At 62.7% G+C, this 15427-nt stretch carries 13 protein-coding genes; 8 read left to right on the forward strand and 5 right to left on the reverse strand.

What is annotated here, in order from left to right:
• The first annotated feature begins 306 nt into the window (after window positions 1-306).
• From LOY35_RS24840 to LOY35_RS24865, 6 genes are read left to right on the forward strand one after another with little or no spacing between them, the layout of a single operon-like run.
• A complete protein-coding gene (locus LOY35_RS24840) occupies window positions 307-930 on the forward strand; it encodes a CDP-alcohol phosphatidyltransferase family protein (RefSeq protein WP_258628357.1) in 624 nt (207 codons plus the stop codon).
• Between the two features lie 11 nt (window positions 931-941).
• Complete coding sequence (locus LOY35_RS24845; protein WP_258628359.1) at window positions 942-2699, forward strand: bifunctional alpha/beta hydrolase/class I SAM-dependent methyltransferase; 1758 nt, start codon at window positions 942-944, stop codon at window positions 2697-2699.
• Window positions 2699-4036: a phosphatase PAP2/dual specificity phosphatase family protein gene (locus tag LOY35_RS24850; protein ID WP_258628361.1), complete on the forward strand. Its 1338-nt coding sequence runs from the start codon at window positions 2699-2701 to the stop codon at window positions 4034-4036. The genes LOY35_RS24845 and LOY35_RS24850 overlap by 1 nt, the downstream gene beginning before the upstream one ends.
• On the forward strand, window positions 4026-4481 hold the full coding sequence (locus LOY35_RS24855; protein WP_258628363.1) for a hypothetical protein: 456 nt from the start codon (window positions 4026-4028) through the stop codon (window positions 4479-4481). Before LOY35_RS24850 ends, LOY35_RS24855 begins: the two co-directional genes overlap by 11 nt.
• A gap of 9 nt (window positions 4482-4490) precedes the next feature.
• Window positions 4491-5111 carry a 1-acyl-sn-glycerol-3-phosphate acyltransferase gene (locus LOY35_RS24860; protein WP_258628365.1) on the forward strand — a complete coding sequence of 207 codons (621 nt, stop codon included), beginning with the start codon at window positions 4491-4493 and terminating at the stop codon, window positions 5109-5111.
• Window positions 5111-6043, forward strand: a complete 933-nt coding sequence (locus tag LOY35_RS24865) for a phosphatidate cytidylyltransferase (RefSeq protein WP_258628366.1) — start codon at window positions 5111-5113, stop codon at window positions 6041-6043. The genes LOY35_RS24860 and LOY35_RS24865 overlap by 1 nt, the downstream gene beginning before the upstream one ends.
• 61 nt (window positions 6044-6104) lie before the next feature.
• On the opposite strand, the gene LOY35_RS24870 is transcribed toward LOY35_RS24865, so the two are convergent.
• Complete coding sequence (locus LOY35_RS24870) at window positions 6105-6995, reverse strand: MBL fold metallo-hydrolase (RefSeq protein ID WP_258628367.1); 891 nt, start codon at window positions 6993-6995, stop codon at window positions 6105-6107.
• Window positions 6996-7213: 218 nt separating this feature from the next.
• On the opposite strand from LOY35_RS24870, the gene LOY35_RS24875 reads away from it, so the two are divergent.
• Window positions 7214-7453, forward strand: a complete 240-nt coding sequence (locus tag LOY35_RS24875) for a type II toxin-antitoxin system RelB/DinJ family antitoxin (RefSeq protein ID WP_047702740.1) — start codon at window positions 7214-7216, stop codon at window positions 7451-7453.
• A complete protein-coding gene (locus LOY35_RS24880; protein ID WP_258628371.1) occupies window positions 7443-7736 on the forward strand; it encodes a type II toxin-antitoxin system RelE/ParE family toxin in 294 nt (97 codons plus the stop codon). The genes LOY35_RS24875 and LOY35_RS24880 overlap by 11 nt, the downstream gene beginning before the upstream one ends.
• Window positions 7737-7792: 56 nt before the next feature.
• Here LOY35_RS24880 and LOY35_RS24885 read toward each other — a convergent pair whose 3' ends face one another.
• The 4 genes from LOY35_RS24885 to LOY35_RS24900 are packed head-to-tail and all read right to left on the reverse strand — an operon-like array spanning window position 7793 to window position 15409.
• A complete protein-coding gene (locus LOY35_RS24885) occupies window positions 7793-8644 on the reverse strand; it encodes a YfaP family protein (RefSeq protein ID WP_258628378.1) in 852 nt (283 codons plus the stop codon).
• A 3-nt stretch (window positions 8645-8647) separates the two neighbouring features.
• Window positions 8648-10267, reverse strand: coding sequence for a DUF2300 domain-containing protein (locus LOY35_RS24890; RefSeq protein ID WP_258628380.1), 1620 nt, complete (start codon window positions 10265-10267; stop codon window positions 8648-8650).
• A gap of 1 nt (window position 10268) precedes the next feature.
• Window positions 10269-14837, reverse strand: a complete 4569-nt coding sequence (locus tag LOY35_RS24895; protein ID WP_258628383.1) for an alpha-2-macroglobulin — start codon at window positions 14835-14837, stop codon at window positions 10269-10271.
• Window positions 14834-15409 carry a DUF1175 domain-containing protein gene (locus LOY35_RS24900; protein WP_258633730.1) on the reverse strand — a complete coding sequence of 192 codons (576 nt, stop codon included), beginning with the start codon at window positions 15407-15409 and terminating at the stop codon, window positions 14834-14836. Before LOY35_RS24900 ends, LOY35_RS24895 begins: the two co-directional genes overlap by 4 nt.
• Between the last annotated feature and the right edge of the window lie 18 nt (window positions 15410-15427).

A 15427-nucleotide genomic window follows, 5' to 3' on the forward strand; every position in this document is an offset into this window, starting at 1 on the left:
CGCGAGCAAGCCTTTGCTCCCACAGGGGATCTGTGCCGGGCTAAAGACTCAGGAAATCCGCAAGTCCATGTGGGAGCGAGCCTGCTCGCGATGGCGTCGGCACAGCCCGCATCAGCGACGACTGGCACACCGATATCGGAGCAGGCTCGCTCCCACATTTGAATGGGTATTTCCATTGCTGGCTGATTCAGCGCGAGATGTAGACCGAAGCCCATTCCCAACAAATAACCACCAGCAAACCCTCAACCTATCGTAATCTCGCTGCTGAATCCTTTATGCCCGCAACCGGTCCGAGATCCTGCCCCGATGCCCTCCATCTACCAACTCAAACCCGCCTTCCAGAATCTACTGCGTCCTACCGTCCAACGGCTCTACGACAAGGGCGTCACCGCCAACCAGGTGACCCTGCTCGCGGGCATCATTTCCGTGCTGGTGGGTGCGGTGATCGCCTGGTTCGCCAGTCACCCGTGGGTGTTTGTGCTGGTGCCGGTCTGGATGTTCCTGCGCATGGCCTTGAATGCCGTGGACGGCATGCTTGCGCGGGAGTTCGGCCAGCAATCTCATCTGGGTGCCTACCTGAATGAGCTATGCGATATCATCGCCGACGCGGCTCTGATCCTTCCCTTTGCCCTGATTCCCGATACCAGTCTGTTGCTCGTGTTGTTGGTCACGCTGTTGGCGTTGTTCAGCGAATACGCGGGTGTGCTGGGGGCGATGGTCGGGGCTTCGCGACGCTATGACGGGCCCATGGGCAAGAGTGACCGGGCCTTTGTATGTGGCGTGTTGGCGACCGGTATTGCCTTGGGTTGGCTCGGGGCGCTGTGGGTCGATGGTGTGATGGCGGTGGTTGCCGCCCTGCTGGTTTATACCTTGGTCAACCGGGTCCGTCAGGGCCTGGGCCAAGTGAAGGAAAACGCTCCCTCAGCATAAAGGAACTTGCAATGCGCGAAGCTCAAGACCGGACATTCTCCACCTTTGATGGCGTAGAGTTGTTCTACCGGCACTGGCCGGCCGTGGACGCGGACCCTGGCGAACCCCGCAAGGCTGTGTTGCTGTTTCACCGAGGTCATGAGCACTCCGGGCGCATTGCGCATCTGGTGGATGAGCTGGATCTGCCCGGCTTCGACTTCTTTGCCTGGGATGCCCGCGGCCACGGCCAGTCTCCCGGTGAACGCGGCGACAGCCCGAGTTTCGCCACCAGCGCGCGGGACGTGCAGACCTTCTGCGATCACATCGGCGTGACGCATCAGATCGACGAGCAGAACATCGCCGTGGTGGCGCAAAGCGTCGGCGCGGTGATCGCGTCCACCTGGGTCCACGATTACGCACCGCGCATTCGCTCGCTGGTGCTGGCATCGCCGGCATTCAAGGTGAAACTGTACGTGCCGTTCGCCCGCCCGGGGCTGGCGCTGATGCGCAAGTTTCGCGGCAACTTTTTCGTCAACAGCTACGTCAAGGCCAAGTTCCTCAGCCATGATCCGGAACGGGTGGCGTCCTATGACAACGATCCGCTGATCACCAAGGCGATTTCGGTGAACGTACTGCTGGGCCTGTACGAAGCCGCCGACCGCGTGGTCGCCGACGCCCAGGCGATCCAGGTGCCGACGCAGCTGTTGATCTCCGGTTCGGACTTTGTGGTGCATCGCAAACCCCAGGAACAGTTCTTCGAGCGGCTGGGCAGCCTGCACAAGGAAAAACACATCCTGCCGGGGTTCTTCCACGACACCCTGGGCGAGAAGAACCGTGCGCCGGCCGTCGCCAGTGCACGCCGTTTCATCCTGCAGAATTTCGCCCGTCCGCTGGACCGCCCGTCCCTGCTGGATGCGGACCGCATGGGCGCGACCTGCGCCGAGTCCGAGGCCTTGGCAACGCCCCTGCCCCACAATTCGTTGCGCGACCTGTACTGGCGCATGACCCGCGCCAGCATGCGCTTCGGCAGCAAGCTATCGGCCGGAGTGAAGTTGGGTTTCGACACCGGCTTCGATTCCGGCAGCACCCTGGATTACGTCTACCGTAATCGTCCCACCGGCACCTCGCCGATTGGCAAGATGATCGACCAGAACTACCTGAATTCCATCGGCTGGCGCGGCATTCGCCAGCGCAAGCTGAACGTCGAGGAGTTGCTGCGCCTGGCGATGGGCAAGTTGCGCGAAGAGAACCGCGAGGTGCGCATCGTCGACATCGCCGCCGGTCATGGCCGCTACATTCTCGAGGCGCTGCACGGCGTTAATCCACTGCCCGAGTCGATCCTGCTGCGCGACTACAGCGACATCAACGTGCGCGACGGCAGCGCGCTGATCGTCGAAAAAGGCCTGGAGGACATCGCCCGGTTCGTCAAAGGCGACGCCTTCGACCGCCAGGACCTCGCGGCGCTTACGCCCAAGCCAACTCTCGCCGTGGTGTCCGGCCTGTACGAATTGTTTGCCGATAACCAGATGGTCGGCGGTTCGCTCGCCGGCCTGGCCGAAGCGGTCGAGCCCGGCGGTTACCTGGTCTACACCGGCCAGCCATGGCACCCGCAACTGGAACTGATCGCCCGCGCCCTTACCAGCCACCGTGCCGGCCAGGCCTGGGTGATGCGTCGGCGCAGCCAGGCCGAAATGGATCAATTGGTCGAGGCGGCGGGCTTTCGCAAGATCACCCTGCGGGTCGATGAGTGGGGCATCTTCAGCGTTTCGCTGGCGCAGCGCGTGCAGTGATGAGCGCCGTCATTGCACCGCCCCGCGAACCTGCCCTGCTGAAACCGGCGGTGTGCTGGCTTCTGTTGCTCGCGCCGCTGTTCTTCAGCACCTATGGTTTCGCCACCTGGGTGACGTCCCAGCGCGACGACGTCGGCAGTCTGGTGTTCGGCTGGGAAAGCCACATGCCGTTCATGGCCTGGACCATCGTGCCCTACTGGTCGATCGATCTGCTTTATGGCCTGTCGCTGTTGCTGCCCACCAGTCGCGCGGAACTCAAGCGCCACGCCCTGCGCTTGCTCACCGCCCAGGCGATTGCGGTCAGTTGCTTTCTGATCTGGCCGTTGCGCTTCACCTTCCCCCGACCGGAGATGGATGGGGTGTTTGGTTGGCTGTTCGACGTGCTCGCGGGCTTCGACAAACCGTTCAACCAGGCGCCGTCGCTGCATATCGCGCTGCTGGTGATTCTCTGGGTCTGCTATGAGCGGCACTTGCAGGGCGCCTGGCGCTGGGCGATGCACGGTTGGTTCGCGCTGATCGGCGTCTCGGTGCTGACCACTTACCAGCATCATTTTGTCGACGTACCGACCGGTGCACTGGCCGGCTGGCTGTGTGTCTGGTTGTGGCCGCTGGACCGGCCGAGCCCGCTGCAAAGCGCTCGGCTGACGTCGGACCGCAGCCGTCTGCATTTGGCCCTGCGCTATGGCGTGGGTGCGGCGGCGCTGTTCGTCCCGGCATTCGCCTTTGGCGGCGCGTGGCTCTGGCTGATCTGGCCGGCGGTGGCGGTATCGTTGGTGGCGCTCAATTATCTGCTGTTCGACGCCGGCGGCTTTCAGAAGCGTACCGATGGCCAACTGAGCCCGGCGGTACGCTGGTTGCTGGCGCCGTATCTCGCCGCTGCCTGGATCAACTCTCGCTGGTGGACGCGCAAGCATCCGCAGCCGGATCACGTGACCGATAACGTCTGGCTGGGGCGCATTCCCACCCCGCTGGAGTTGAAGGACAGCGCGTTTACCGGGGTGCTCGACCTCTGTGCCGAAATGTCCATGGACAGCAGCGGGATCGCCTATCGTTCTTTGCCGGTGCTCGATCTCACGGCGCCAACCGCCGAGCAATGCCTGGAGGCAGCGCAAGCGATTGAAAAGCTGCGCCAGCAAGGGCCGGTGCTGGTCTGCTGCGCCTTGGGTTACTCGCGCAGCGCCACCGCCGTGATCGCCTGGCTGTTGCACAGCGGCCGGGCAGCGAGCGTCGATGCCGCGATTGTGCAGCTCCAGCGCGTTCGCCCGCGTATCGTCTTGCACCACGCGCACCGTCGGGCGCTGGAACCGCTGCGCCAAGGCCATCGCCATGAGCAGTGATATGCAGCTGCACACCGTGGCGAGCCTGTTGCGCCGGGGTCATTCGCTGGACCAGTTTTCTACCGGGTTGACCCTGCTGGCAGCGCTGCTGGGGTTGGGGCAATGGCTGGTGGGCAGCGTCGATCCCTGGTTGCTGCTGTTCAGCGTCACGCTGTTCAGCCTCGGTGTGTTGCAAAAATACTGGGCGTTGCGCGTGGCGTTCGATGCCGACCTGTTCCAACGCGTGGCGGACGGTATCCAGCCATTGGCCGAGCGAACCCAGGCACTGGATCAGGCACTGAGTACGCTCGGCCTGCAACCGGCCGAACGCGGTGGCCGCCCCTGGAGCGAACGCAGCCACGGCGCCTTGCGGTTGCTGCGCGGGCAGTCGCTGTTATTGGCCGCACAAATTGTCTTGACGCTGGGCTTCATCCTGGCCAGCCCTTGGTTAGCCTTTTCAGGATAAGGAATCCTCATGCTCGAACCCGTCGTTGCCAACCTCATCACCTCCGCGGCCCGCATGGTCACGGGCGCCCGCAGCCTGTGGCTCGGCAGCGCGCCGCAGCCGGTGCAGCGGATCTACTTCGCCAACCACAGCAGCCACGGTGATTTCGTGCTGCTCTGGGCCTCGCTGCCACCGGCGCTGCGCAAGCTCACCCGGCCGGTGGCGGGTTCCGATTATTGGCAAAAGAGCCCGGTGCGTCGCTACATCATCAACCGGGTGTTCAATGGTGTACTGGTGGATCGAGAGCGCAAGGACCCGTCCTACAACCCACTGCAGCCGATGCTCGAAGCCTTGGAGAACGGCGACTCGCTGATCATCTTCCCGGAAGGCACGCGCAACCCCGATGAAGGCTTGCTGCCGTTCAAGAGCGGGATCTACCACTTGATGAAAAGTCATCCCGAGGTCGAGGTGATCCCGGTGTGGATCGCCAACCTCAACCGCGTCATGCCTAAGGGCCGCGTGCTGCCCCTGCCGCTGTTGTGCACCACCAGTTTCGGCGCGCCGTTGTGTATCGAAGACGGTGAAAGCAAAGAGCACTTCCTTGAACGCAGCCGCGCCGCGCTGCTGGCACTGGCCCCGGAGCACGTCTGATGGATCGATATACCCTTATGTTGTTTGGTGGGATTGGCGCGATTCTGGTGCTGGCCTCGCTGATCGGTTTCATTCTCAAGCTGAAGACCAAAGGCACGTCGAACTCAGTCATCGACAACCTCAATGCGCGGATCAACGCCTGGTGGATCATGGTGCTGGTGATCGGCATTGCGTTCTGGCTCGGCAATGCGGCGGTGATTCTGTTGTTCTACGCGGTGTCGTTCTATGCCCTGCGGGAATTCCTGACCCTCACACCGACCCGGCGCAGTGATTATCCAGCGTTGGTGGCCGCGTTCTACCTGGCGTTGCCGCTGCAATACCTGTTGATCTACTACGACTGGTACGGGCTGTTTTCGATCTTTATCCCGGTGTATGTGTTCTTGTTGCTGCCGATCCTGGCGTCCCTGGGGGGCGATAGTACGCACTTCCTGGAGCGCGCTTCCAAAGTGCAGTGGGGATTGATGATCGCGGTGTTCTGTATCTCCTTCGTCCCGGCCTTGCTGACCCTGGACATCGCCGGTTTTGAAGGGCGCAACCTGCTGTTGATCGCTTACCTGGTGATCGTGGTGCAACTGTCGGACGTGCTGCAGTACGTGTGCGGCAAGCTGTTCGGCAAACACAAGATCGCGCCGAACCTGTCGCCGTCGAAAACCGTCGAGGGCTTTGCCGGCGGTATTTTCCTGGCTTCGCTGATCGGTGGTGCGCTGTGGTGGATCACGCCGTTCAACCCCTGGCAGTCGTTCCTCATCGCCCTGCTGATCAACCTACTGGGCTTTGCCGGCGGCATCGTCATGTCGGCGATCAAGCGCGACCGGGGCGTCAAGGATTGGGGGCACATGATCGAAGGCCATGGCGGCATGCTCGATCGGTTGGACTCGGTGTGCTTCGCCGCGCCGATCTTCTTCCATCTGGTGCGGTACTGGTGGACCTGAAAAAAAAGCCCACTTGAAGTGGGCAAAGGGAAAACGAGTGTTACGCCACGCCGGTAAAGCATCAGGTCGACTGCTTACCGGTGGCTGGGGGCATAGCGGTGCAATCGCTCCGGACCTTGCGCGCCCGGGCAAGGGCGCGCTCCCATTCCCGGCTGTCATGGCTGCAAAAGATATCCACGGGTTGAGGGTCCCGGGACAAGGCCAGTTCCCGCAAACGCCCCTGGTTATGCAGACGCGCCGGGCGATGGGTGTCCATCATGTACTGATAAAGCTTCAGGCCCGCTGGGCAATGGGGCTCGGGCTGGTGGACTTCATCATGAAAGAAATACGCGTCGCCGGCGTGCAACATCCAGCCGTCCGGGGTGCGCAGGGCGATCCCGGCGTGACCGGCGGTGTGCCCCTGTAGCGGCACCAGGAAAATATCCTCTTCCTCGGCACCGACCAGTGCACGCACCGAGTCGAAGCCGAACCAGGTGTCGCCCTCGGTGGTGTAGAACTCCCAACTGTCCACCCCCTGCCACTGGCGGGCCTGGAACCGACGCCGACTGATCCAGGTGTTGGCAGAGCGGGCCACCGCCATCTCATCGCGCATCACATGCACCCGGGCCTGGGGGAAATCCTGCAACCCGCCGGCATGATCGAAATCCAGATGGGTCAGCAGGATATGGCGCACATCATGGGCATCGAAACCCAGGCGCCGGATCTGCTCCAGGGCCGTGAGGCGATGTTCGAACTTGATGTTGTTGAAGACACGAAAGAACCGGCTCAGCCGCTCCGGCGTCTGGACATCCCGCTGGCCGAAACCGGTGTCCACCAGGATCAAACCGTTGGTGTCTGTCTCGATCAACAGGCAATGACACACCAGACACGCCGTCAGCCCCCCGCTATACCCATCGAACAAAGCCCCACCCACCGGGCACATGCAACCGCAGTTCAGGTGATGGACGCGCATGGATGGCCTCCTGTCGCGAGGGTGGGCTTGCCCTGTTTTATGAATGGGCTCTTTGAAATCGACTGGAAGTAAGGGGGAGAATTCAGGGGAGGCGACAAGCGGCGGCACCCGTCAGACCTTCTCTTCGTCTGAAAGACACCTGATCGGCAAATCGAGGGTTGCCGAATACAAGAGGCAATTGTTAACGTAACGTCAACCGTCATTACAGGTACCACCCCATGGCTTCTATCAACATTCGCATCGACGACGACCTGAAGCAGCGATCATTCGCCGAGCTGGAGAAGCTCGGCGTCACACCTTCCGAATTGCTGCGTCAGACACTTCAGTACGTAGCAGAGCGAGGCAAGCTGCCTTTTAAAGCAGCTCTGCTCAGTGAAGAAGACGAAGCACTCATTGCGGTGGTAACGGAGCGTCTTTCCAACCCTCAACGAGTGAAGGTCAGCCTGGATGACCTATAGCCTTGAGTTTGATCGACGTGCATTAAAAGAATGGAACAAGCTAGGCGATACATTGCGACAACAGTTCAAAAATAAACTGCTCGAGGTACTTGAAAACCCTCGCATAGAAGCCAATCGACTTAGACAACTTCCCGACTGCTACAAGCTGAAGTTGCGAAGCGCCGGGTATCGCCTGATCTACCAGGTTATTGATCAGGAAGTTGTGGTGTTCGTTGTTGCGATAGGAAAACGCGAGCGTGAAGCAGTTTATCAAGATGCGCAGGAGCGCATCTCATCAGATTGATAAGCACTCTCCGAGTGGCTTATTGAATTGTCCAACAGCTGTTGGACAATTCCTTTTCACGGATAGCTAAAGCTCTTCACCAACGTCAGCTCCCCCACCGCCCGCATCGGCACGACGAACGTCTCCATCTTCTCGCTCGGGGTGCCTTCCTCGGTGATTACGGTGACTTGCGCCGTGGTCAGCGCTTGTACCGCATCCTGACCGCCGCCGCTTTCCCCATCGCCTTCACCGCCTTCCTCATCATCCGAAACGCTGCGATAACCACCGCCGTAGTAGTTCAGGTAGACCTGGTATTGCCCCTTGATCGGTGCGGGCATGGCGAAGATTTCCGGGCCGTAGCCGGTGGTGACGTCGACGTCGAGGACCGCGCCGTTGGGGACGACGCGGTCGCCGTACCAGATATGGGCGCCGTCCGGGGTGATGACGTGCAGGTCCAGGTCGGTGCCGTCGCTGTCCCAGGTCAGCAGTACCCGCAACTTGGCTGGGGTGGCGCCGCCGCTGGTGTTGAGGAACTGGGTGCGGTGACGATGCTGGCCATCGGGGCTGCGCACCTCGACGCTGTTGCTGCCGTTGGGGAACGAGAACGGTCGGTCGAAGCGACCTTCCTCATCGAGCTTCAGCGGCAGGGCCACACCATTGACGATGAGCTTGCCCGGCTCGTTGTTGTCCTTGGGCATGGCTTTGATCTGGCCGGTGATGCGCGCGGTGTTGGCCTGGCCCTGGGGCGTGTTGACCGACGAGGCCGGGTAATTGACGGTCTGGCTGAAGTTTTCGCCTTCGCCGCCCGGCGCCCCGCTGCGCCACCCACCAATCGGAGTATCGAGTTTGATCCCATCGGCAGCAGTGGCCAGGGGCAACGCGGTCATGGCGCAGAGCAACAGCAAGACCTGTGGGTAACGGAGTGTCATGGTCTATTCCAGCAAGAGGTGACGGGCGAGCCCTTCGATATAGTCTTCGTCCTGGCCATTGGGGTGAGCTTCAAAGGCCAGGTGCAAATATTCGTGCGTCAGGTCGAGACGGTCCTGCAGCGACAGCACGCCACGGACGTAGATGCGCTGGCGTTCGCGGTCGACGTAAGGCCGACCGAAAGCGACGCGGCACACCGCGAATGAGCTGATTTCGTTGTAGCCCACTTCGCTTTCCAGCCTGGAACGCCAGCCTCGACGTTGCTTGAGCAGCCAGTCCTGGGCGGCCGGCAGTGCCTCGCAAGACGCCACGGGGTTATCCCAGCGGCTGAGACTGGCACGCGGGTAGGCATGCAGCAGGATGGCGTCGTAGCGTTGGCCGGCGTTGGCTTGTTCCACGGCTTGCAGCCAGGACAATTTGTCCGGGCCGGGCTGGTCGGAATGGTAGGTGACATCGGTACCGGCCAGGACCAGATCGCTGGTCCAGGCTGCAATGGCACGGGTTTGCGCTGCTGCCGGGCGCGGGGCGACGCGCTGACGATGGCTGCTGTCGTCGATGCTCAGGCAATCGCCGTTGCGTTGGGCGTTTTGCAGCAGGTAGGTGCGGATCGCCACGGCCAGGGCCTTGGCCGCTTCGGCGGGTTCGGCCTTGGCCTCGCGTTGCAGGACCCGGGCGACGTACTCCTCCCGATCCAGCCGCGCTACCAACTTGCCGGGCATCAGGAACAGTTCGCCATCGCTGTGGATATCCAGCTGGTTGCCATTGGTGAACTCGACACGGTAATCGCCGCGCAATTGACCCGGCGAGGCCGGCTGGTTGCCCGACATGACCCGTTGCAACGGATAACGGGCAAACAACCCGACCTCCACGCAACGCCCTGTTTCGGCCGGCCACTGGGTCGGCAGTGCCGTGGCCAGTCCATCACCGAACACCTTCAGGACCTGCTGACTGGTGCCGCGCCCACCGGCCCATACGGGCGTGCCGTCGGCCAGCCACCCGGCGAAGCCGCCCTGGCGCGACGACGGTCCCTGGTCGCCCAGCCAGCTCCAGGTCTTGACCCGCAAACGGCTGCCCAGTTGCCCGACGAGGCGACCATCCGCCGCGTTGAGCGCCACGTCCAGCAGCACCCGGCGGGCCTGGTCCTGGGCCGGTAGTGTCGCCAATGCCTTGAGCAATTGCGCGACGGGAACCTGTTTTTGCGGTTGCAGGGTGGGCAAGTCCAGCAGCCACGCCGGCGCCTGACGGGCCTGCCAGTAGTCGCGCCAACCGGCGGCCGAAAGCCCGAGCCGCTGCGGTTCGAAATACAAGCCGCAGGACTTCACCAATGCCTGATCGCGCCCGATGCTTTTCCCGGCGCTGCAGCAATAGACCTCTTCTTTCGACTCACCGCGGCATTCGTAGGCCGGCTCGTGGGCATCGGTGTCCACCAGCCATGCGTAGACGAACAATTTCCACAGACTGCCCAGCGGTGCCTGCAGAGAATCGGGCAATGGCTGGCGATCCAGTACCTGGGTCTGGCTCACCCGCAGCAACTGGCCGTCGAAGGCCAGGCGCAACGGCTCGTCCTGCGCTGTCGCCAGCGCAGGCATCAAACACAACAGCCAGCCAACCCAACGCTTGCGCATGTCAGTTGACCGTGACCTGACCGAGCGCCGGTTTCTTTTCCCAGGCCTGATTCTGTGGCGCATAGACCTGAGTGAAGCGCACCGGTGGCAGGTTGAACTGCCCCTTCTGCGAGAAGCGCACCAGATGCCGCAGGCGCAGTTCGCCACTGAGGGCATCCACCGGCACCGCATAAGCCATTTGGCCCGGCTCGAAGCGCGCCTTTTCCAGCGACGTCGGTTCGCTGTCGGCTTTGCCCTGCAACTGGATGCCCCAGGTGGTGCGTTCCACGTCGGCGCCCGGTGGCAGTGGTACTTCGAGCATGCCGTAGCGCAGCGGTATGGCGGCCTTGCTGTTGATGATCACTTCATCCAGGTAAAGGCTGTCGCTGGACAACGGTTTGTTGCCCACGGCCTCAAGCGTGAAGGTAAAGGCATCGACACCCGGTACCAGGCGCGACAGCCGACGGGTGATGGACACCGCCATCGGTGCCACCGGCGGTTGCTGGCTCTGGAAACTCAGCGCCGCTTGCAACGGACGCTGCTGCGTACCACTGAGGGTCAGCGCGGTCGGCAACTGCGCGCCTTGCCACTGCCAGTAGGTTTCCCCGGTGGCGCCTTGACGGGCTTTCCAACCCTCGCCCGGGGTCAATGCCTCGGCCGGCGATGCCTGCTCGATACTGCGCTGCAACCAGGTCAGGGCCAGGGCCCGTTCCAGGGTGGACTGTTGCGGCAACAACCGCTCCAGCAACGCGGCGGATCTGGCCTGATCGAAGGTTTGCAACGACAGCACCAGGGCCTCGGTAAACGGCTCGACACTGACGTCCAGCTGCTGTTGCGCGGCGGCCAGTTGACGATTGAAGGCATCCGGCAGCGGCACTTTCGCCTGCTTGGCAAGGGCTGCGGTCAGTACACGTGCGCTGGCCAGGCCCAGGGCCGAATCCGGCGCGTTCATGACCAGACTGTCGTCACCACTGTCCATCACGCCCTCGGCGTTGCCCGCACCGGCCTTGGCCAGATCGTCCATCAGGCCGCTGAGCAAGGTGTTCACCGGCAACTGCATCTGCTTGGCGAACGACAGGATCAGCGCGCGCTGCAACAACGGCGTGTCACCGGCCTGCTTGGCGTAGACCTCCAGCACGCGCTGCCAGTGTTCCGGCGGCAGGCTGATGTCCAGCGCCTTGCTGGCGTGCCAATCGGCGTAATAGGCGTAAGCGGTCAGGAAGGCATCCGGCTCGCCGTCCTGGCCCCACCAGGTGAAGCTCGCCGATGGGCCGGCCATCTGCACCAGGCGCAGGCGGCTGTTCTGCATGATCAGGCGCAAGCGGTCACGGGTCTGCGAGTCCGACGCCAGGGTCGGGTACGCGATGCTCAACGGCAGCAGGCTACTCGCAGTCTGCTCGACGCCACCGTAGGGGTAGCTCAACAGGTCGTCCAGGGCGGAACGGAACAGCGCTTGCGGGCTGTCGTCCAGGCGCAGGCGGACATCGCTGGCGTCGGCCGGCAAGGCCAGCGGCGTGTCGCCGGTGGTCACGTCGAGGCGTTGGCTCTGGGTGACCTGCCAGCCATTGCCGCTGGTGTTCAGGTGAACGGCCAGGGCGTCCTGGGTTTCACCGTTCAATTGCAACTGGACGCTCAGGTCACCGCTGCTCAATTCCATGGCTGGCAGCGCCACGTAGTTGATGCCTTTCTTCAGGTCCGCCGCCACACGTTGCTCGGCGCCGGCGTAACGGATCAGCAGTTCCGCCTTCAGCGGTTTATCCGACTGACTGAAAGCGAACAGGCCCAGTTGCGGCTTGTCGCCCGTACGGAACCGGGTCGGGCCGCTCCACTTCAGGTACAACGGTTTTTCCGACGCGATGAATTGCTTTTTCTGACCGACCTGGCCGTCGTCGGAGATGGCCTTGGCGGTGATGCGCCAGCGGGTCAGCGAGTCCGGCATCTTGAAGGTGAAACGGGCCTTGCCGTTGGCATCGGTAACCAGTTCTGGTTGCCAGGCAGCCGTGTCCACGTCCTCACGACGAGGCCGTTCCAGCACTTTGACCCCACGCTCGCTGCGGTTGGCCTTGCCTGGTGCACCGGGGCTGCCCGGCAACGCCACGTCGTAGCTGATGAACGACAGGCTGGCGCTGGTGCGCACGTTGTTGCGGCGCGGGTGATAGAAGAACTGATCGATGGTCGGCGCCACTTCCGGTTGCAGGGCGTAGATCATTTCATCCACGACACTGACGGTCAGGTGCGCCGGAATCGGCTTGCCGGCGAACTGGGTGCTCAAGTCCACGGTCACTGTGTCGCCAGGCCGGTAGGTGGTCTTGTCGGTGACGACCGCGACGTCGATCTGCGGCGTAACCACCTTGATGCCGGCGTTCTGGAAGCTGTATTGGCCGCCCTTGGTGTACAAGACCGAGAACGTCATGTTCGGTGCAAAGCTGTCTTTCACCGGGATACGGGCGCGGTATTGGGTCGGGCTGAGGCTTTCCATTTTCAGCCAGTCGCCGCCCTTGGACAGCAGCGCAGTGGCCTCGACCTTGTCCCGCTCCAGGGACAGCAGTGCATCGCTGACCGGTTCCGGGAAGGTGATCAGCGCCAGCGCTTCGTCACCGGCCTTGTATTCAGGCTTGTCGAGGACGATCTCGACGGTGCCCGGCACGGCCTTGACGCCTTCGCCGGTCACTGCATGAGCAGCAGCGCCGATGACCCGACCGTGGTCGTCCTTGAGGGTCAGGTTATAGGTACCGGGACGATCAAAGGCCACGGTGAAGCCCTTGTCCTTGGCCGTCAATTTGCCCTCGCCGGTGCTCTGGTCTTCCAGGCGCACCCAGGCGTAGCCGGCCGGCGTCACGGCCTTGCTCTGCTCGCTGCCGCCTTCGTTGACGTAGCTGAACGCAACTTTCTCGCCAGACGCACTGAAACGCTGGCGAGCGCTCAGGCGGAAATTCGCGGCGCCGCGATCGATGAGGATTTCCTTGGTGGTCTTGACCCGATACGCCGCGCCATCGCTGGCAAACACGGTGAGCGTGTAGCGGCTCGGCTTGTCGGCGGCCGGCAATTCGAGCGTCGCGACACCCTGGTCGTCGGTGGTCACTTCGCTGCTGGTCAGTTCAACCGGGAATTGCCCCAGGTATTGCAGCTCGTTGTCCACCATCGACAGTTGCTGGGCCCGCAGGCTCAGGCTCACCGTGGCGTCGACCACGGGCTTGCCGTCCGGGTACAGCAGCACCAGGTTACCCTTGACCGGCTCGCCGGTGCGGTATTCCTGCTTGGCCAGGTTCAAGGCGATCTCGAAGTGCGGCTTGATGTATTCAGCCACGCGGAAGGCGCTGCTGTAGAGCTGGTCCTTGTAGCTGAAGCGCAGTTCATAGCCGCCGGCCACGGCGTTTTCCGGCAGTTGGAAACGGCCTTGGGTACCGGCCTTGGAATCCAGCTTCAGGGCCAGGGTCTGCAGCGCGGTGCCCGTGGCATCCAGCACGCTGACATTGACGTCGGCCGCCGTCGGTTGCACCGAGTCGCGGGCGTTCTTGAATTCACGGCCGACGATTTTCAGCGAGACCCAATCTCCCGGGCGATACAGCGGCCGGTCGGTGAAGGCGTAGAGCTTGGTGTCGTAGATTTCGCTGTCGTAGTAGAAATTCTCGGAGACGAATACCCCACCCTCCTCATCCTCGCCAATGACGAACGAACGCTCCGGGCTGACGTGCTTGAGGCGCAGCAGGCCGTTTTCGTCGGTAGCACCGCTGTTCATCACACCCAGGCCGTCGGTCCACAGCACATTGACCTTGGGCACCGAACTGCCTTCATGCTTGCGGGCAGCCCAGACCAGCAGCTCGTCGCCGGAAATCTTGCTCACCGCCACGGTGTTCGAGACGAAGACCATGGTGGTCGCCCGGTACTTGCCGACCAGTGCTTCCACCAGGTACAGGCCAGGCTTGAGTTGGCCCAGCGGGATGTAGACGTTGCCCGGCGAGACGCTGACGAACTCGCTGGACGAACCGGCCAGGTTGACGCCCGCAGGCGGCTGGATCGGCTTGGCTTGCCACAGCGGATAACGGAACTGGCTGACCAGCGGCAGGCCCGGGATCAGCGCGAACTGGGCCGGTGCCTCGTAGGGCGTCGGTGCGACCAGGGCATCACCAATCTTCAGCTCCGGTACTTCCTCGGTGACCTGCTGGCGGGATTCGTAGGAGAACGCCCGCTGCATGACCCGACGGGACTTGCGGTACCAGTTGTCCCACAGGTACGCGAGGGTGTTCGAAAGCCCTTCACCCTTGAACTGGCCGTCGCTGACGACACGGTGCAGGTTCTTCTGGCGCTTGAGGAAGTCCAGGGGCTTTTCGATGCGATAGACGCGGATATCGGCGCCACCGTAAGGCTCCATGCGGAACCGGCGATAATCACGGCCCGGCGCCTCGAGGCGGACCATGGCCTGCTCATCGCTGGCGAAACTGCTGTCGGCCAGCAGGAAGAAGCTTTCACCGGCCACCGGTGTGTAGCCGCTTGGCTCCACCGTGTCCTCGGCGTGCACGAGGGAGGCCAGCAACAAGGCAAACAGCAGGGACAGTTTCGAACACAAGCGCAGCATGCGGGCACCGGTCATTGGGAGAGAAAGTTGAGTCGATAGACGCCGATGAAGTTGGGGTTGGCTGCGTCGGGTATCCATCGGGTGTCCTTCCAGTTCATGAGTTGTTGCAGGCTTGCGGAGCGCATGCCGTTGTCGGTAGGGGTTGTGGTGCCGGTGTGATAGGCGATGTAGCGGCCCATCCAGATCATCAGGTGCTGGTCATCGCCCTGATCGAAGAACATCAGGTCGCCGGGACGGGCCTGGGCCACGTCACGGCCCACCAGGCGACTGTTGAACTGAATCAACTTGATGGCATTGACGTAGGGCCCGACCTTGCCGCCGCCCTGCTGCCATTGCTGCGCCAGGCGCCGCTGGTCGTCGCTCAGCTCAAGTTCCGGCGGCAGGTAGCGATTGGACAGGCCATTGCTGCGCAGCCATTTTTCGTTGTGGACCTTCAGCGCTTCGTTGGCGGCAAAACGCACCAGCCCGGCACAGTCCTGCTGATACCAGCGCGGGCTCGGGCCTCGGCTCAACTGTTCCTCGGCGATGCGCACGAACCAGGCGCGGAAGACCTGGGATTGCTGCACATCCAGCGCCGGCGTCTCCATGGCGAACGCCTGCCCTCC

Source organism: Pseudomonas sp. B21-028 (genome assembly GCF_024749045.1).
In the GTDB taxonomy this organism is placed as follows: Bacteria; Pseudomonadota; Gammaproteobacteria; order Pseudomonadales; family Pseudomonadaceae; genus Aquipseudomonas.